We start from the raw sequence: 15,527 nt of genomic DNA, 5'->3' as shown, positions 1-15,527 counted from the left end.
CATGTGGGTGGTGGCCACCGCCGGTCACGTCGACCACGGCAAGTCCACGCTGGTGCGGGCGCTGACCGGGATGGAACCGGACCGCTGGGCGGAGGAACGCCGCCGGGGCATGACCATCGACCTCGGCTTCGCCTGGACCACCTTGCCCTCCGGCGGCACGCTGGCGTTCGTCGACGTGCCCGGGCACGAACGGTTCGTGCCGAACATGCTGGCCGGCGTCGGCCCGGTGCCGGCCGCGCTGATCGTGGTCGGCGCCGACGAGGGCTGGATGCCGCAGTCCGCCGAGCACCTGGCCGCGCTGGACGCGCTGGGTGTGTCGTACGGTCTGCTGGCGGTGACCCGCGCGGACCTGGCCGATCCGGGGCCGGCGACGGCGCGGGCGCTCGCGGAGATCGCCGCGACCTCGCTCGGCGAGGTGGAGGCGGTGGCCGTCTCGGCGGTCACCGGCGCGGGCCTGCCCGAGCTGCGCGCCGCGCTGGACCGGCTGGTCGCCCGGCTGCCCGACCCGGCCCACGACGCCCCGGTGCGGCTCTGGGTGGACCGGTCCTTCACGGTGCGCGGCAGCGGCACGGTGGTCACCGGCACGCTCGGCGGCGGTCGGCTGCGCGTCGGCGACGAACTCGAACTCGCCGCCACCGGCGAGCCGGTGCGGGTACGCGGCCTGCACTCGCTGGGTGTCGCGCGGTCGGACGTCGACGCGGTGGCGCGGGTGGCGGTGAATCTGCGCGGCCTGCCCCGGGAGCGGGTGGGGCGCGGCGACGCGCTGCTGCGTCCCGGCCGGTTCGGTCGCACCGACCTGCTCGACGTGCGGCTGGCCGGCGACCCGGCCGCCGACCTGCCGGCCACCCTCACGCTGCACGTCGGTTCCGCCGCGGTGCCCGCGCGGGTCCGGCCGCTGGGCCCGGACACGGTCCGGCTGCGCCTGGCCCGCCCGCTGCCGCTGCTGATCGGTGACCGGGCGCTGCTGCGCGACCCGGGCCGGCACCACGTGGCCGGCGGCGTGACGGTGCTGGACGTGGATCCGCCGCCGCTGCGTCGCCGGGGCGCGGCGGCGGCCCGCGCCGCCGTGCTGGCCGGGCTGGACGGGCGACCCGACCCGGTCGGTGAGCTGCGCCGGCGGCGGCTGGTCCGGGCCGGGCAGCTCACCCGGATGGGCGTGCCGCCGGCCGCCACGCCGGTGGCCGGCGACTGGCTGGCCGACCCCGACCACTGGCGCGACCTGGGCCGCCGGCTCACCGACGAGGTCGCCCGGTACGCCGCCGCGCACCCGCTCGCCGCCGGCGTGCCGCTCGACGCGCTGCGCCACCGCCTCGGCCTGCCCGACCGGGCGCTGGTGACCGCGCTGCTGCGCCCGCCGCTGCGGCTGCACGCCGGCCTGGTCACCGCCGCCCCGGCCGGGACGCTGCCCGACCCGGTCGCCCGCGCGGTGGCGACGGTCCGCGCCGAGTACGGTGACCGGCCGTTCCAGGCGCCCGAGGCGCACCAGCTCGCCGGCCTCGGCCTGGGCCCGAAGGAGATCGGCGCGGCCGTACGGGCCGGGGCGCTGGTGCGACTGGCCGAGAACGTGGTGCTGCTGCCCGGCGCGCCGGACGACGCGGCGCGGGTCCTGGCCGGCCTGCCGCAGCCGTTCACGCTCAGCGCGGCCCGGCGGGCGCTGGGCACCACCCGTCGGGTGGCGGTGCCGCTGCTGGAACTGCTGGACCGGCGCGGTCTCACCCGCCGGCTGCCCGACGACGCCCGCGAGGTGGTCCGCCCGCCGGGCTGAGCGGTTGCGCGTCGGTGGCAGGCTGGCCGCATGACCGACGTGCGTCGCGCCACGTGGGCCGACCGGGCGTGGCCGAACCGGGTGGTTCCGCCGGCGGTGCTGGTCTGCTGGCTGGTCTGGGCGGCGCTCGCCTGGTGGTCGGCCCCGCGCTCGGTCGACGCCGCTGAGCTGGAACGGGACCTCGCCGCCGGCCGGGTGCTGACGATCGCCCGCGCCGACGGGTGGGACGACTCCGGCCCGTGGGCCCGCCGCCCCGAGCCCCGGTACGCCCAGGGCGGCTCGACCGTGGTCTGGGCCCGTCCCGACGGCCAGTTCCGCTACACCTACGCGCCCGCGTCGGTCCCGGACGGCGGCTCCGTCGCGGACGACCCGGACGCCGGCCCGGCCACCGGCGCCGCCGATCCCGGCCCGGCCACCGGCGAATCAGGCCCCACGACCGGCGACGCCACCCCGGCGAGCGGCGACCCGACCGGCGAGGCCGGCGCCCGGTGGCCCGACCCGGGCCCCGACCCGCTCGCCGACCCGAGGGCCCGGGACGCCACCACCCACGGCGGCGACACCCGCGCCGACACGATCGCGAACACGGCCGCGCTGTTCGCCCTGGCGATCGGCGTCGGCTGGCTGCTCACGCTGGTCGCCGGGCCGCCACCGGTGCTCGGGACACGCTGGTACTGGTTCTGGATCGGGTTGCTGCCGTTCGGCCTCGGCGTGCTCGCCTGGGCGTACCGGGAACGGTGGCGCGCGGATGTGCCGGCCGCCCGGGCCCGCCGCACCGGCTGGGCCGGGCTGGGCTGGTGGCTGGTCGGCGGCATCGCGGTGTCGATCGCGGTGGCGGCGCTGCGCATGCCGCTCGGCGGATACGTGGTGCCGGGCGGGTGAGCCAACCGGCGACGACGGCCCGGCCCGGTCACCTACCGTGACGCCATGGACCCTTCCGCGGTCTGGCGGGACAAGAACCACAGGTGGCGGATCGAGGCGTACCGGGCCCCGGACCTGCGGTTCGCCATCTTCGCCACGAACGGCACCACCGAGTCGGCGCCGCTGTGGCTGTTCGGGATGGCCGCGTTGGCCCGCTGGCTGATGACCCACGCCGTCTCCCTCGACGACCTGGAGACGGACTGACCCGGAGGGGGGACAACCGGGGCGAACCGGCACTCCGTGCCGGTCGGCGTCCGTACCGTCCGGGACGTGAAGGACCGAGGCATGCGGACGTTCGTCGCCGTCCTCGCCGGGCTGGCCGTGATCTACTTCGGCGCCACCGGGCACCGCGCGAGCGGCGGGGAGGGCGGTGGCATCTCCGGCGGCGTGGTGCTGCTCGCCCTGCTCGCCTCGCTGCTGGCCTGGCACCTGACCCGGCCCGGCCCGGCCAAGTAGCCCGCCGGCTCAGCGGGCCGCCGCGGCGGAGCGGCTCACCTCACCGGCCGACTCCTCGCCGAGCGCCACCCGCACCAGCGCCGACGCCAGCCGCCCGAAGTCGGCCTCCCCGACCAACCCGACCAGGCTGCCCGGATTCGCCGGCAGACCCAGCCGCCGCGCCCCGGCCAGGGTGCGGCGGTCCGCGTACGGGCGCACGTCGGGCCAGACCGCCTGCGCCTCCCGCAGGAAGATGTCCGCCCCGGTCGGGCCGATGCCGGGGAACTCGGTGAGGAACCGGCGCAGCACCGTGCGGTCCGCGCCGGCCTCCCGGTGCAGCCGCCGCAGGTCACCGTGCCACCGGTCCAGGCACAGCCGGGCCCCGGTGCCGAGCATGGTCGCGGTCCGCTCGTCGTAGCGCCGGTAGTGTCCCCGGCCCAACGCGTCGACCCGGTCCTGCCAGCTCGCCGCCTCCATCGCCTGCGGGGTCCGCCAGCCGGCGGAGAACAGCTCCCGGGCCGCGGCGACCGCCACGCTCGCCCGGATCCGGGTGCTCAGCAGCGTGGTGAGCACCAGCAACTGGTAGAGCGGACCGGGCCGGTCCGCGAGCGTGATCCCGGCCTCTTCCGCGTACGTGCGGGACTGCCGGTCCAGCAGGGCCCGCGCCACGTTCCGATCGTCAGGCATTCGACCGGGTTACCCGCCCGGGGCCGGCCCAGACCCGTCGGCGGCATCGGAATGCGCCGGTCGGCGGCGGGTACCCGGACGACGTGCGTGGTCGACGGCCGCGCGCTCCCACCGGGAAGGGAGAGACCTGTGGTCAAGCCCCAGCAGGAGGAGCTGCGCCGGAACGATCTCGGCGCGACCAGCCAGGACAGCCGGAAGTCCGCCGTCACGGGCGGTGACCGCTCGCGGGGCGGGGGCACGTCGAACGCCGACGCCGGCCGGCGGGTGCCGAAGGGACAGGTGTCGCCGTACGGCCCGGCCGGCGAGCCGGTGGCCGAGGACGCCAGCGACCACTAACCGCGCGGCGACGACGGCCGCAGCCTCCGCCAGGTGGCTGCGGCCGCCAGCCCGTACGCCAGGTGCGGCACCAGGTCGGACACCCAGTCGACGCGCCGCCAGGTGCGCGGGTCGGTCACGCCGAGCAGCGTCATCGAGCTGTCGGAGGTGGCCATCACGCCGCCACCGAGCAGCGTCACGGCCACCGGCAGCGGCACCCGTCGGCGCGCGGCGAGCAGGCCGAACACCGCTCCGGCGGCGATGCCGGTGGCGTACCCGAGCACCGGCCCGAGGCCGGCGCGGCGGTTCGCCGCCTCCTCTGCGGGCCCGAGGTCGACGTGCGTCACGTCGGCGAGGCGGCCGGCGGTGGTCTCCGGCGTGGTGCTGGCCGGACGGGCCCGCAGCGTCATGTCGAGGTAGCTGACCACGTTGAGCACGGCGCTGCCGACGGCGCCCGCGATGGCGCCGTCGACCAGGGGCGCCGCTCTCACTTCGGGTCGCCCGGTTCGCGTTCGCCCTTGGGCCCGTAGGTGCGTTCGCCCCGCACGACGCCGCGCTGACCCCGGTCGTCCTGCAGGATCCGGTTGGCCACCTGGTTCGCCTCCTGGTCGGCGGCCCGCCCGGACTGCTCGACGCGGTCGCGCAACCGCGCCCGCTGCTTGTCGTACGCGTTGCTGCCCGGCCGTGGTCCTGGCATCGCTGCCTCCTCCGGTCGCTGTCGCTGTCGGCCCCGTCTACCCGCCCCGGCCGGCGCCAACCGTGGGCCGGACACCGCCGCGTCCGCCGCCTGGCCCGGCGCTCACTCCGGGGCGCGGACCACCGCCACCGGGCAGTCGGCGCGGTGCAGCAGGGCCTGGCTCACCGAGCCGAGCAGCAGTCCGGTCAGCTCGCCGCGGCCCCGCCGGCCCACCACCACCAGCTGGGCGTCGCGTGTGGCCGCGACCAGCGCCGCGACCGGCCGGGCGTGCGTCACCTCGCGGGTCACCGGCACGTCCGGCCAGCGTTCCGCGATGCCGGCCAGCGACTCGGTCAGCACCCGGTCCTCCTCGCCGCGGAGTTGGTCCTCGTCGTGCACCAGGGGCTGCATGTCGCCGGGCCCGGTCGAGGCCGGGTGGGTGTAGGCGTGCACCGCGTGCAGCCGGGCCCCGCGCGAGGACGCGGTGCCGGCGGCGAACTCGACGGCGGCGCGCGACAGCGTGGAGCCGTCCACGCCGACCACCACCGGGCCGGCGTCGCGGGCCGTCCCACGGGCGACCAGCACCGGGCAGTCGGCGTACGAGGCGACCTGCACCGCGACGGAGCCGACCACCAGCGCGGCGAAACCGCCGAGGCCCCGGTCGCCGAGCACCACCAGGGCGGCGCTGGGGGACTCACCGAGCAGCACGGCGGCCGCCTCGCCGTCGATGATCTCGCCGGTGATCCGCAGCCCGGGGCACTCCGCCTCGGCCGTCGCGACCGCGTCGCCGACCAGTTGTTCGGCCTGGTGGCGCAGGCCGGCGCCGGGTGGCGCCTGCGCGGGCGCCGACACCGGCACCCGCAGCAGCGGCCAGATGAAGCCGTGCACCACGCGCAGCGGACGGTTGCGGCGAGCGGCCTCCCGGGCGGCCAGCCGCACGGCCCGCGTCGCCGACTCGGAGCCGTCCACGCCGACCACCACCGCCGCGCCGTTCGCCGAGTTCACCGGTACCTCCTCGCTGCCGGCCGCCCCGCCGGCCCGCGCCGCCAGTATCGCGGCCGGCGTGGCCCCACCGGGGCGATACCGCGTGAGTCGGCCGCTCGGTACGCTGACGCCAGCGCGCACGGGAGGGAGCCCCGTCGATGGTCGAGCCGGACCTGCCCAGCACCGCCCGCATGATCGACAGCGTGCTCTACACCGACGCCGACCCGGAGACGGTCCGGCTCGGCCAACGCCTGCTGGCCGGCAGCGACCGGGCCGGCTACGGCCACGGTGACGCCACGGACATCGGTACGCTCGATCCGGCCCTGCTGAGTCGCTTCGTGCCGGGCTGGGGGAGCGGACCGGTCGGGGTGGTCTTCCTGGGCCTGGCCGCGTTCCTGGACGACGACACGCTCGCCCGGACGCTCGACGAGCTGTACCGGGCGGCGGCGCCGGGCAGTTGGCTGGCAATCGACTTCGACGGCACGGAACTCGCCGCCTACCCGGAGGCGCTGGCCATGATGGGGCCGGCGTTCCGGATGCGCGAACCCGGGCGGTTCCCGCCGCTGCTCGGCCGGTGGCGTCCGACGGCCGAGGGGGTGGTGCCGGTCGCGCGGTGGCGGCCGGTGGGCGAACCGGAGCCGGTGCCGGACGCGTTTCACGGCGCGCTGGCGTGGCGACCGGCCGACTGAGCCGCCGGTCGAGGTGGCGCGTCCGGTGTCGGTCCTCCTCCGTATGATGTTTGCCCTGTAGCAATAGTCGTCATCGGAGGATGAAGCATGCCGGAGGCGTCCGGATCGGTGTCGCGTGCCCTGCGCACGGCGCCCCCCGACCAGTTGGCGGAGACCGCGGACGCGGTGTTGCGCCACACGCTCGGCGCCGCGCGTGCGGAGGTGTTCGTCGCCGACTACCGGTCCAGCGGCCTGTGGCCGGTGCTGGACCCGGAGCGCCCCGACGGCGGCCCGCTCCGCTCCCACGGGGTGGCCCAGCGCTGCTTCAGCAGCCAGGAGCCGGTGCTGGACACCGCCGACGACGGCCGGTGCCGGGCCTACCTGCCGCTGTCGGTGTGGGGCGAACGGCTCGGGGTGCTGATGGTCGAGCTGCCGGCCGTTCCGGACGCGGCGACGGTGGCGGCGGCCCGGGACGCCGCCGGTGACCTGGCGGTGGCGATCCGCGCGGCCGACCGGGAGACCGACCGCTACCGCCGGGCGCGTCGCCGGGAGCGGCTCAGCATGGCCGCCGAGATGCAGTGGGACCTGTTGCCCGGGCGCAGCGTCCGGCACGGCGACGTGCTGCTGGCCGGGCAACTCGAGCCGGCGTACACGGTGGGGGGTGACCACTTCGACTGGTCCGTCGACGGGGACCGGCTCACCGTCACGGTGCTCAACGGCGCCGGCAACGGGTTGTCCGCGTCGCTGCTCACCGCCGTGACCGTCAACGCGATGCGGAACGCGCGCCGCTCCGGCGGCAGCCTGGTGGAGCAGGCGGAGCTGGCCTCCGACACGATCTTCTACCAGCACCGGGGGAGCCGGCACGTGGCCACGCTGCTGCTGGAGCTGGACGGCCGGCGGGGCGTGGTCCGGGCGGTGGACGCCGGTTCCCCGCACGTGCTGCGACTGCGCGGCGGCCGGGTCACCCCGGTCACACTGGACCAGCAGTTGCCGCTGGGCATGTTCGCCGAGTCCCGGTACGACGTGCAGGAGTTCGGTCTGGAGCCGGGTGACCGGCTCTTTGTGGTCAGTGACGGGGTGTACGCGGCGGAGCCGGACGAGCAGGAGCCCTACGGCGCGCGGGCGATGGCGCGGGCGATGCGGTCCACTCGGCTGCAGCCGGCCACCGAGGCAGTTGGTACGGTGATGCGCGAACTGCACGCGTACCATGCCGACGCGGATCTCCGCGACGACGCGGTCGTCGTCTGCCTGGACTGGCGCGGTTCCAGCCGGCCGGACGACGCCTCGCGGCGGTGACCGGGGCGGCGGGGCGAACACGAGCGGGACGATCGCAGGGGACAGCGAGTGGAGCGACCTCCGAATCTTGCCGCGGCCGTCGAGGCGGCTGCCGAGGCGCTCATCGGTGTGCTCGACTCGGCCACCTCACGGCACAACCTCAGCGTCTCGCCCACCCAGTTGCGGGTGCTGTCGCTGATCATGTCCCACCCGGATACCAACGTGAACCGCCTGGCCGAGCTGCTGGACGTGGTGCCGTCGTCGGCGAGCCGGCTCTGCGACCGGCTGGAGGCGGTCGGGTTGCTGCGCCGGGTGGCCGACCCGAGGGACCGGCGCGAGGTGCGGCTGCTGCCCACGAACGCGGCGGAGTCGCTGCTGCGCGAGTTGCAGGAGCGGCGGCACCGGGCGGTGCAGGCGGTGCTCGACCGGATGCCCAACCGGGTGCAGCACGAGTTGTTGCTGGCGTTGCTGGCGTTCGGTCAGGCGGCCACCATGACCGCGCCGCAGTCGGGTTCCGACTCCACGGCCCGCTCGGCGTGACCGTGGGTGCGCAGGAGGCAGCCGCTCCACTAGTATCCTAGGATGGCTCACACAATGTGACGCTGCCCACCGCCGCCACGCTGAGCAGCCACGCAGCACGACGACCGGAAGAACGCGGGAAGCCCGATATAGTGGCAGCGCAACTGGCCGGCCCGGGTCGCTGTGACCGCGGGCCGCATCGGGGAGGTCCCAGCCCGGGATCGCAGAGGCTGCCGGCGTCTGACCGGCCGACAACGCGCACGTTCCTCCGGCGGCCGTCGAACGGCCGCCGGACCGTGCTGCGGAGGGAGGGTGAGGGGTGTCGCGTCGGCCGGCTCCAGCGGAGCACCCGGGGGACACGGCGACGGTCGCGGCGGACCGCGTCCTCACACTGCCGAACCTGATCAGCTTCGTCCGGCTGCTGGGCGTGCCGCTGTTCCTCTACCTCTTCCTCGTGGTCCGCGCCGACGTGGTCGCCATCGTGGTGCTGGCGGTGGGCGGCACCAGCGACTGGGTGGACGGCTGGATCGCCCGGCGCCTGCAGCAGGTGAGCCGGTTGGGTGAGCTGCTGGACCCGCTTGCCGACCGGCTCTACATTCTCGCCACGCTGCTCGCGTTCACCGCCCGCGAGGTGGTTCCCTGGCAGTTCACCGCGGCGCTGTTGGCCCGGGAGCTGCTGCTGCTCGGCTCGCTGGGGGTGCTGCGCCGGTACGGCTACGGCCCGCCGCCGGTGCACTACGTGGGCAAGACCGCGACGTTCCTGCTGTTGGCGGCGTTCCCGATCCTGCTGCTGGCCGACGCCGCGCCGGGCGCGGCCACCGTCGCCGGGGCGATCGGCTGGGGGCTGGCCTGGTGGGGGCTGGTCCTCTACTGGGCCGCGGGGGCGATGTACGTGGTCCAGGCGCGCCGGCTGGTCCGGGCGATGCGGGCCCGGCGCGCGGGGGTGTCGGCGTGACGGCGGCACCGCCGCGGGACGGGGAACGCGACCCGTCGGCGCGGGTGTACGCGCCGGACTTCCTGACCGAGCTGTTCCGCAATCCGTTGGATCCGGGGTACGGGGACGCCGCGGCGCGGCGTGCGGTCGGTCCGGTGTCGCGGGTGCGGCAGGTGCTGGCCCGGCCGGTGAGTCTGGTGGTCCTGGCGGTGATCGGGTTCCTGTTCGCGGTGGCGTACCGGGAGACGATGGCGGAGGAGCCGAGCCGGGCGACGGCGCGGGCCGGGTTGATCGCGGAGATCAAGCAGCGGGAGGCGGAGACCGACCGGTTGACCCAGCGGGCGGAGCAGTTGCGCGTGGAGGTCGGTCGGCAGCGGGACGCGGCGTTGAGCGGCTCGCAGGCGTCCCGGTTGCGCAATCTTGAGGCGGGGACGGGCCTGGGGCGGGTGCGGGGCGACGGTGTGGTGGTGCGGTTGGTGGACGCGCCGCGGGACAAGGACGCGGTGACGGGTGCCGAGGCGGGTCCTTCGCAGGTGTTGTACTCGGACCTGCAGAAGGTCGCGAACGGTCTGTGGGCGGCGGGCGCGGAGGCGGTGTCGATCAACGGGCAGCGGCTGACGGCGACGTCGACGATCCGGCAGGCCGGGGAGGCGATCCTGGTGGACTACCGGCCGGTGACGAGTCCGTACGAGGTGCAGGCGATCGGGCCGGGGGCGATGCGGGACCGGTTCGACGACGGTCGGGCGGCGGCGTTGATGCGTGAGGTGGCGAAGACGACGGGGTTGTCGTTCGGGGTGAAGGAGGTCGACGACCTCACCCTGCCGGCGGCTCCTGAGCCACGGCTACGCTACGCCGAGTCGCCGGCGAGTCCGAGCCCGGTGCCGTCGGGCTCGGGTGTCGGGGGCTCGTCCAGTCCCGGGCCGTCCGGCTCGGGTGTTTCTCCCAGTCCCTCCGGAGGTGGCCGATGATCGCGGTGCTGGCGTTGCTCGCCGGGGTGGTGCTGGGGGTGTATCTGGATCCCACGGTGCCGGCGGCGTTGCAGCCGTATCTGCCGATCGCGGTGGTGGCCGCGTTGGACGCGGTGTTCGGTGGGGTGCGGGCGAAGCTGGACCGGATCTTCGACGACAAGCAGTTCGTGGTGTCGTTCATCTCGAACGTGCTGGTGGCGGGCCTGATCGTGTACCTGGGTGACCAGTTGGGGGTGGGCGGCCAGTTGTCCACCGGTGTGGTGGTCGTGCTCGGGGTGCGCATCTTCGGGAACGTGGCGGCGATCCGCCGGCACCTGTTCCGGGCGTAGGTTGGTGGGGATGAGCGAGGAACACAGGGAGACGGGTACGGGCTGGCCGTCGCCGGTGGGGCCGGGGCGGCCGTCGGGTCCGGCGGGTGAGCCGGATCCGCGTCCGGACGCGCCGGATCCGGATGAGTTGAGCCCGTTGGCTCCGGTGGAGCCCGTGGAGCCGGTATCGCCCGCGGCGCCGGTGGAGCGGGAGGACGTGCCGGCGCCGGCGGAGGAGCCGGGGGCCGTGGCGGCGCCGGTGTCGCGGCGGTTGACGTCGGCGGGCGCGATGATCGCGGTGTTGCTGGCGTTGTTGGGCTTCACGCTGGTGGTGCAGTTGAAGACGACGTCGACGGATCCGACGCTCGCGGCGACGCGGGAGGAGGACCTGGTGCGGATCTCGTCGGATCTGGATTCGCGGGAGCGGCGGCTGCGGCAGGACATCGAGGCGTTGGAGGAGAGCCAGCGTCAGTTGCGCTCCGGTGAGCTGGGTCGGCAGGCGGCGTTGGAGGAGGCGACGCGGCGGGCGGACGAGCTGGGCATTCTGGCGGGGACGCTGCCGGCGGTGGGGCCGGGTCTTGAGGTGCGGTTCTCGGGGCCGGAGAAGGCGATGTCGTCGACGCGGATCCTGGACGCGGTGCAGGAGTTGCGGGGTGCGGGCGCGGAGGCGATGCAGATCCAGGGCGCGGACGGCACCGCGGTGCGGATCATCGCGTCGACGTATTTCGTGGACGCGTCGGGTGGGGGTCTGGTGGTGGACGGGCGGCGGTTGAGTGGCCCGTACACGATCCTGGTGATCGGTGACCCGGCGACGATGCGTACGGCGTTGAACATTCCGGGCGGGGTGGTCTCATCGGTGCGGGACGCCGCCGGTAACGTGACGTCCGAGGATCGTGAGGTTGTGGAGGTTTCGCAGCTGCACGCGCCGATCAAGCTGGACCACGCCCGGCCGGTCTCCTGACCGGTCGCGGCCCGCGCCGGTTCGTCCGGTGCACCGATGACGAAGGACGCAGCTGGTGATTCCTGAGGATCTGCGGTACACCGCCGAGCACGAGTGGGTGGTCGGTGGTGACGGTGGTGTCGTCCGCGTCGGTATCACGCACTTCGCGCAGGATGCCCTGGGTGACATCGTGTTCGTGCAGCTGCCGGACTCCGGTGCGGTGGTGGCGGCCGGTGAGTCGCTGGGGGAGATCGAGTCGACGAAGAGCGTGTCGGAGATCTACGCGCCGTTGAGTGGCACGGTGTCGGCGCGCAACGAGGCGTTGACCGACACGCCGGAGGTGATCAACACGGATCCGTACGGTGCGGGTTGGTTGGTGGAGATCACTCCGGATGATCCGGCGGCGGTCGAGGGTCTGTTGACCGCTGACGCGTACCGCGAGCTCACCGAGAGCTGAGTTCGTGTCGTGCCGGGCGGGCGGGGTTGGTTCCGCGCGTCCGGTTGCCCTGCATTTCGGCGCTGGCTAGGCTCGCCCAGTCGACCGAGAATCAATTGTTTGAGCGTTGCGGAATGCGCCTTCCCGGGCATGGGGAGCCAGCCGCCGGGTGTGGGTTCGCCCGGCGGCCAGACCCGCCATTCCCCGACGCCGACCGAACAGATCCGTGAGGTGGTCCCATGACGCGGCCCGACGACGAGTTCCCCCCGCTCGACGTCACTTCGACGCTCAATCTCGGTTCGCTCGACGAAGTGCTGGAGGGGCCGGACACCGATGTGGTGCCGAGCCGCATGTCCGGTTCGTTGCCGCCGGGAATGGCGTTGCTGGTGGTTCGGCGGGGCCCGAATGCGGGTGCCCGGTTCCTGTTGGATCACGATGTGACGACGAGTGGTCGGCACCCGGACAGTGACATCTTCCTCGATGATGTGACGGTGTCGCGGCGGCACGCGGAGTTCCATCGGGACGGCGGCACGTTCACGGTGCGGGATGTGGGCAGCCTGAACGGCACGTATGTGAACCGTGAGCGGGTCGAGGCGGCGACGTTGAGCAATGGTGACGAGGTGCAGATCGGCAAGTTCCGGGTCGTGTTCATCGCTGGCCCGCGCCCGGAGGAGGAGGCCGGCCGGGGGTGAACGAGCCTGCGGCTTCGACGCCGTCCGGGGCGGGGCGGGCGCCTGCGCTGATGAGTATCGGCGAGGTGCTGGCGCAGTTGCGGGCGGAGTTTCCGGACGTGACGATCTCGAAGTTGCGGTTCCTGGAGGCCGAGGGCCTGGTGGAGCCGCAGCGGACGCCGGCGGGTTACCGGAAGTACGGCTGGGATGACGTGGCGCGGTTGCGGTTCGTGTTGTCCGCGCAGCGGGATCAGTATCTGCCGTTGCGGGTGATCCGGGATCAGTTGGCGCAGTGGGACGGCTCGGATGCGTCGCCGTCGGGGCGGGCGCGGCCGAATCTGGTGGCGGTCGGTCCGGGTGGTGTGGTGCCGGGTCGGGAGCCGCCGGAGCCGGTGGAGTCGCCGGAGGTGCGGCTGGGTCGGGCGGAGTTGATTGCCCGTAGCGGGGTCGACGAGTCGACGTTGGTCGAGTTGGAGCGGCTCGGTGTGCTGGTGTCGGATCCGCCGGGTTGGTACGACGGGGATGCGTTGATCATCGCGAGTGCGGTGGCGGGGTTGGCGGCGTACGGGTTCCAGCCGCGGCATCTGCGGGCGTACCGGTCGGCGGCGGATCGGGAGGTCGGTCTGTTCGCGCAGTTGGTGGCGCCGTTGGCGCGGCAGAGTGATCCGGCGGCGCGGGCGCGGGCGGCGGAGACGGCGCGGGAGTTGATGGCGTTGTCGCAGCAGTTGCACGCGGCGTTGGTGCGGGTGGGGCTGCGGTCGACGTTGGGTCGGTGAGGTTGTCGGTGGGGGTCGGGTGCCGGTGGGTGCCCGGCCCCTTTCGTCGTGGGTGGGCGCGGAAAGATCGCCCCGGATGGGCGTGTCGTAGGCTTGCCGGGGTAAGCCCGTCTGTCGAGGCGTGGTGCACGTAGCGCGTGGGACTCTCGTGTCCTGGTCCGTGTACCGTGCAGGGAAGGGCGCGGTGCGCAGGTGACGACGACACGGAGGCGGCGGTGCGCGAGCTGAGCGTGGTCGGAGTTCGGGTGGAGTTGCCGAGCAACCAGCCGATCGTCCTGCTGCGGGAGGTCGAGGGGGACCGCTATCTGCCGATCTGGATCGGTGCGGTCGAGGCGACGGCCATTGCTTACGAGCAGCAGGGGGTCAAGCCGGCGCGGCCGTTGACGCATGATCTTCTGCGGGATGTGTTGGCGGCGTTGCAGGCGCCGTTGCAGGCGGTGGAGATCACCGAGCTGAAGGAGAACGTCTTCTACGCGGATCTGCTGCTGGGTGACGGGGTGCGGGTGTCGGCGCGGCCGAGTGACTCCATCGCGTTGGCGTTGCGGGTGGGTGCGCCGATTCGTTGTGCGGAGCAGGTCCTGAGTGAGGCGGGGATCGTGATTCCGGACGAGCAGGAGGACGAGGTGGAGAAGTTCCGGGAGTTCCTGGAGCAGGTGCGGCCGGAGGATTTCGCGGGCTGAGTGGTGGCCGGCCGGGTGGTCGGGGTGCGCGGCGGTGGTTGTCACGGTGGTGGCGGCTGACCGCCGTGTGTGCTGTCGTGGGTTGGTGGCGCGGCGTGTCGGGGTTCTTCTGCCGGTGTTGTCGGCGCTCCGGCGTTAGGGTTGCCGTGTCGAGGGGTGCGCGTACGGGGAAGTCGACGTGGCGCCGCACGGGCGGGGAGGTTGGTCCGGATGCACGAGCCGCGGGATCCTGGTCCGAGTTCGGAGCAGCAGGCGGGTGTGGGGCCCGAGTCGTTCGGTGACGGCGAGGTGGGTTATCGGGGTGTGACCGCGTGTTCGGCGGTGGGCATCAGTTACCGGCAGTTGGACTACTGGGCGCGGACGTCGCTGGTGGTGCCGAGTGTTCGGGACGCGTCGGGTTCGGGGACGTCCCGGTTGTATTCGTTCCGCGATCTGGTGGTGTTGAAGGTCGTGAAGCGGTTGTTGGACGCGGGGGTGTCGTTGCAGAACATCCGTCGGGCGATCGAGGCGTTGCGGTCGCGTGGGGTGGAGGATCTGGCGGGCATCACGTTGATCTCCGATGGGACGACGGTGTACGAGTGCCGGTCGCCGGAGGAGGTGGTCGACCTGTTGCAGGGTGGCCAGGGCGTGTTCGGCATCGCGATCGGTGGGGCGTTCAAGGAGATCCAGGGTTCGTTGTCGCATCTGCCGGCGGAGCCTGCGGGTGGGTCGGGTCGGGAGGTTCCGGTGGAGCCGGAGCCGGAGGCGGGTTCGGTGGGGGACGAGTTGGCGGCGCGTCGTGCGCGGCGTCGTGCCGGGTGATTCGTCGGCGTTTCGGTTTTGGGATCGCGTCGTGGCTTTTCGGCCCGACGCGATCTTTTGTTTGGTGACGGTGGGTGAGTCGGTGGGGGTGGGTGGGGCGGGTTCGGTGGTGGGTGGGGTGTGCGCAGGTCGCGATGGGTAGCGGTGCGGTGTCCGAAAGAGACCGTGGGTTGCTCGGTGGGGTCCCGGGGGCGATTTGTTGACTGTCCGTGGTTGAGGGTTGTCGGGATGGGGTTGGGGCAGGCGTGAACGGTGGCGGCGGGCGCGCTATGGTCCGTCACTGTCGTCGACGCGTCGATGTCACGGTGCGTGTTGTCGCGTCGACTGGCGTTGTCCGTGCCGCGGCGTCGCCGCGGGCCCCTTGGTGGAAGGACCGAGCATGACGGTGACGAATGAGGCCACCCCGATCTCCCACTACGACCGCATCGGTGGTGCGGCGGCGGTGAAGGCGGCGGTGGAGCTGTTCTACGACCGGGTGTTGGCGGATCGGGAGTTGGTCGGCTACTTCGCCGACGTGGACATGGTGGCGCAGCGGCGGCATCTGGCGTTGATGTTGACGGTGGTGCTGGGTGGGCCGAACGAGTACGCGGGTCGGGGGTTGGCGGAGGCGCATCAGCCGTTGGGCATTCCGGGGGCGCACTACGCGAGGGTTGGTGAGCACCTGAGCGCGACGTTGGTGGAGTTGGGTGTGCCGGCGGAGGTGATCGCCGACGTGCAAGTGGTGTTGGGGCAGGTGCGGGATCAGATCGTGTCGGCGGGGAACGCCTGAGC

Annotated in this window: 22 protein-coding genes; 18 read left to right on the top strand and 4 right to left on the bottom strand. The window is 73.7% G+C overall.

The window, feature by feature from the left end; translation table 11 throughout:
- Position 1 precedes the first annotated feature (1 nt).
- From selB to ACZ6O5_RS13995, 4 genes are all read left to right on the top strand, one after another.
- On the top strand, positions 2–1,765 hold the full coding sequence (gene selB, locus ACZ6O5_RS14010) for a selenocysteine-specific translation elongation factor (RefSeq protein ID WP_465977166.1): 1,764 nt from the start codon (positions 2–4) through the stop codon (positions 1,763–1,765).
- Between the two features lie 30 nt (positions 1,766–1,795).
- On the top strand, positions 1,796–2,644 hold the full coding sequence (locus tag ACZ6O5_RS14005; RefSeq protein ID WP_465977164.1) for a serine/threonine-protein kinase: 849 nt from the start codon (positions 1,796–1,798) through the stop codon (positions 2,642–2,644).
- 45 nt (positions 2,645–2,689) lie between these two features.
- Positions 2,690–2,887: a hypothetical protein gene (locus tag ACZ6O5_RS14000; RefSeq protein WP_107157830.1), complete on the top strand. Its 198-nt coding sequence runs from the start codon at positions 2,690–2,692 to the stop codon at positions 2,885–2,887.
- Between the two features lie 66 nt (positions 2,888–2,953).
- Complete coding sequence (locus tag ACZ6O5_RS13995) at positions 2,954–3,139, top strand: hypothetical protein (protein WP_405089497.1); 186 nt, start codon at positions 2,954–2,956, stop codon at positions 3,137–3,139.
- A gap of 9 nt (positions 3,140–3,148) precedes the next feature.
- On the opposite strand, the gene ACZ6O5_RS13990 is transcribed toward ACZ6O5_RS13995, so the two are convergent.
- Entirely contained in the window at positions 3,149–3,805 is a 657-nt protein-coding gene (locus ACZ6O5_RS13990; RefSeq protein ID WP_281941341.1) for a hypothetical protein, read from the bottom strand.
- Between the two features lie 129 nt (positions 3,806–3,934).
- Between ACZ6O5_RS13990 and ACZ6O5_RS13985 the strand changes: the two genes are divergently transcribed.
- Positions 3,935–4,141, top strand: a complete 207-nt coding sequence (locus tag ACZ6O5_RS13985) for a hypothetical protein (protein WP_465977161.1) — start codon at positions 3,935–3,937, stop codon at positions 4,139–4,141.
- On the opposite strand, the gene ACZ6O5_RS13980 is transcribed toward ACZ6O5_RS13985, so the two are convergent.
- The 3 genes from ACZ6O5_RS13980 to ACZ6O5_RS13970 form a co-directional block, all read right to left on the bottom strand.
- Positions 4,138–4,611 (bottom strand): hypothetical protein, encoded by a 474-nt coding sequence (locus ACZ6O5_RS13980; RefSeq protein ID WP_465977159.1) that lies wholly within the window; start codon positions 4,609–4,611, stop codon positions 4,138–4,140. The genes ACZ6O5_RS13985 and ACZ6O5_RS13980 overlap by 4 nt on opposite strands.
- Positions 4,608–4,817 (bottom strand): phosphatidylethanolamine-binding protein, encoded by a 210-nt coding sequence (locus ACZ6O5_RS13975; RefSeq protein WP_091056824.1) that lies wholly within the window; start codon positions 4,815–4,817, stop codon positions 4,608–4,610. Before ACZ6O5_RS13975 ends, ACZ6O5_RS13980 begins: the two co-directional genes overlap by 4 nt.
- Positions 4,818–4,919: 102 nt before the next feature.
- Entirely contained in the window at positions 4,920–5,801 is an 882-nt protein-coding gene (locus ACZ6O5_RS13970) for a universal stress protein (protein ID WP_465977157.1), read from the bottom strand.
- Between the two features lie 137 nt (positions 5,802–5,938).
- Here ACZ6O5_RS13970 and ACZ6O5_RS13965 point away from each other — a divergent pair, with 137 nt between their 5' ends.
- The 13 genes from ACZ6O5_RS13965 to ACZ6O5_RS13905 all read left to right on the top strand — a co-directional run bounded on the left by ACZ6O5_RS13965 (position 5,939) and on the right by ACZ6O5_RS13905 (position 15,525).
- Positions 5,939–6,469 (top strand): SAM-dependent methyltransferase, encoded by a 531-nt coding sequence (locus ACZ6O5_RS13965; RefSeq protein WP_465977155.1) that lies wholly within the window; start codon positions 5,939–5,941, stop codon positions 6,467–6,469.
- Between the two features lie 87 nt (positions 6,470–6,556).
- Positions 6,557–7,744 carry a PP2C family protein-serine/threonine phosphatase gene (locus ACZ6O5_RS13960; protein WP_465977153.1) on the top strand — a complete coding sequence of 396 codons (1,188 nt, stop codon included), beginning with the start codon at positions 6,557–6,559 and terminating at the stop codon, positions 7,742–7,744.
- A gap of 48 nt (positions 7,745–7,792) precedes the next feature.
- Positions 7,793–8,263 carry a MarR family transcriptional regulator gene (locus ACZ6O5_RS13955; RefSeq protein WP_281941327.1) on the top strand — a complete coding sequence of 157 codons (471 nt, stop codon included), beginning with the start codon at positions 7,793–7,795 and terminating at the stop codon, positions 8,261–8,263.
- Between the two features lie 298 nt (positions 8,264–8,561).
- Positions 8,562–9,197 (top strand): CDP-alcohol phosphatidyltransferase family protein, encoded by a 636-nt coding sequence (locus ACZ6O5_RS13950; protein ID WP_405089491.1) that lies wholly within the window; start codon positions 8,562–8,564, stop codon positions 9,195–9,197.
- A complete protein-coding gene (locus ACZ6O5_RS13945) occupies positions 9,194–10,144 on the top strand; it encodes a DUF881 domain-containing protein (RefSeq protein ID WP_465977150.1) in 951 nt (316 codons plus the stop codon). Before ACZ6O5_RS13950 ends, ACZ6O5_RS13945 begins: the two co-directional genes overlap by 4 nt.
- Positions 10,141–10,473, top strand: a complete 333-nt coding sequence (locus tag ACZ6O5_RS13940) for a small basic family protein (RefSeq protein WP_007071104.1) — start codon at positions 10,141–10,143, stop codon at positions 10,471–10,473. Before ACZ6O5_RS13945 ends, ACZ6O5_RS13940 begins: the two co-directional genes overlap by 4 nt.
- A gap of 10 nt (positions 10,474–10,483) precedes the next feature.
- Positions 10,484–11,413, top strand: coding sequence for a DUF881 domain-containing protein (locus ACZ6O5_RS13935; RefSeq protein ID WP_465977148.1), 930 nt, complete (start codon positions 10,484–10,486; stop codon positions 11,411–11,413).
- A gap of 55 nt (positions 11,414–11,468) precedes the next feature.
- A complete protein-coding gene (gene gcvH / locus ACZ6O5_RS13930; RefSeq protein ID WP_107157839.1) occupies positions 11,469–11,849 on the top strand; it encodes a glycine cleavage system protein GcvH in 381 nt (126 codons plus the stop codon).
- Positions 11,850–12,067: 218 nt separating this feature from the next.
- Positions 12,068–12,520 (top strand): oxoglutarate dehydrogenase inhibitor Odhl, encoded by a 453-nt coding sequence (odhI, locus tag ACZ6O5_RS13925; RefSeq protein WP_007071101.1) that lies wholly within the window; start codon positions 12,068–12,070, stop codon positions 12,518–12,520.
- A 50-nt stretch (positions 12,521–12,570) separates the two neighbouring features.
- Positions 12,571–13,275 carry a transcriptional regulator FtsR gene (gene ftsR, locus ACZ6O5_RS13920; RefSeq protein WP_405089488.1) on the top strand — a complete coding sequence of 235 codons (705 nt, stop codon included), beginning with the start codon at positions 12,571–12,573 and terminating at the stop codon, positions 13,273–13,275.
- Between the two features lie 215 nt (positions 13,276–13,490).
- Entirely contained in the window at positions 13,491–13,955 is a 465-nt protein-coding gene (locus ACZ6O5_RS13915; RefSeq protein WP_343447212.1) for a bifunctional nuclease family protein, read from the top strand.
- A 210-nt stretch (positions 13,956–14,165) separates the two neighbouring features.
- On the top strand, positions 14,166–14,756 hold the full coding sequence (locus tag ACZ6O5_RS13910; RefSeq protein ID WP_465977145.1) for a MerR family transcriptional regulator: 591 nt from the start codon (positions 14,166–14,168) through the stop codon (positions 14,754–14,756).
- Between the two features lie 379 nt (positions 14,757–15,135).
- Positions 15,136–15,525 carry a group I truncated hemoglobin gene (locus ACZ6O5_RS13905; protein WP_465977143.1) on the top strand — a complete coding sequence of 130 codons (390 nt, stop codon included), beginning with the start codon at positions 15,136–15,138 and terminating at the stop codon, positions 15,523–15,525.
- Positions 15,526–15,527: the final 2 nt, after the last annotated feature.

It is taken from the genome of Micromonospora sp. NPDC049201 (assembly GCF_055586805.1).
This window is presented reverse-complemented; position numbering and strand designations above follow the sequence as displayed.

Bases quoted from the DNA above. Each gene is read 5' to 3' on its own strand.
- selB (WP_465977166.1), top strand. From the start codon at position 2: ATGTGGGTGGTGGCCACCGCCGGTCACGTCGACCACGGCAAGTCCACG.
- ACZ6O5_RS13905 (WP_465977143.1), top strand. From the start codon at position 15,136: ATGACGGTGACGAATGAGGCCACCCCGATCTCCCACTACGACCGCATC.
- ACZ6O5_RS13975 (WP_091056824.1), bottom strand. From the start codon at position 4,817: ATGCCAGGACCACGGCCGGGCAGCAACGCGTACGACAAGCAGCGGGCG.
- ftsR (WP_405089488.1), top strand. From the start codon at position 12,571: ATGAGTATCGGCGAGGTGCTGGCGCAGTTGCGGGCGGAGTTTCCGGAC.
- odhI (WP_007071101.1), top strand. From the start codon at position 12,068: ATGACGCGGCCCGACGACGAGTTCCCCCCGCTCGACGTCACTTCGACG.
- ACZ6O5_RS13965 (WP_465977155.1), top strand. From the start codon at position 5,939: ATGGTCGAGCCGGACCTGCCCAGCACCGCCCGCATGATCGACAGCGTG.
- ACZ6O5_RS13960 (WP_465977153.1), top strand. From the start codon at position 6,557: ATGCCGGAGGCGTCCGGATCGGTGTCGCGTGCCCTGCGCACGGCGCCC.
- ACZ6O5_RS14000 (WP_107157830.1), top strand. From the start codon at position 2,690: ATGGACCCTTCCGCGGTCTGGCGGGACAAGAACCACAGGTGGCGGATC.
- ACZ6O5_RS13935 (WP_465977148.1), top strand. From the start codon at position 10,484: ATGAGCGAGGAACACAGGGAGACGGGTACGGGCTGGCCGTCGCCGGTG.
- ACZ6O5_RS13940 (WP_007071104.1), top strand. From the start codon at position 10,141: ATGATCGCGGTGCTGGCGTTGCTCGCCGGGGTGGTGCTGGGGGTGTAT.
- ACZ6O5_RS13990 (WP_281941341.1), bottom strand. From the start codon at position 3,805: ATGCCTGACGATCGGAACGTGGCGCGGGCCCTGCTGGACCGGCAGTCC.
- ACZ6O5_RS14005 (WP_465977164.1), top strand. From the start codon at position 1,796: ATGACCGACGTGCGTCGCGCCACGTGGGCCGACCGGGCGTGGCCGAAC.
- ACZ6O5_RS13910 (WP_465977145.1), top strand. From the start codon at position 14,166: ATGCACGAGCCGCGGGATCCTGGTCCGAGTTCGGAGCAGCAGGCGGGT.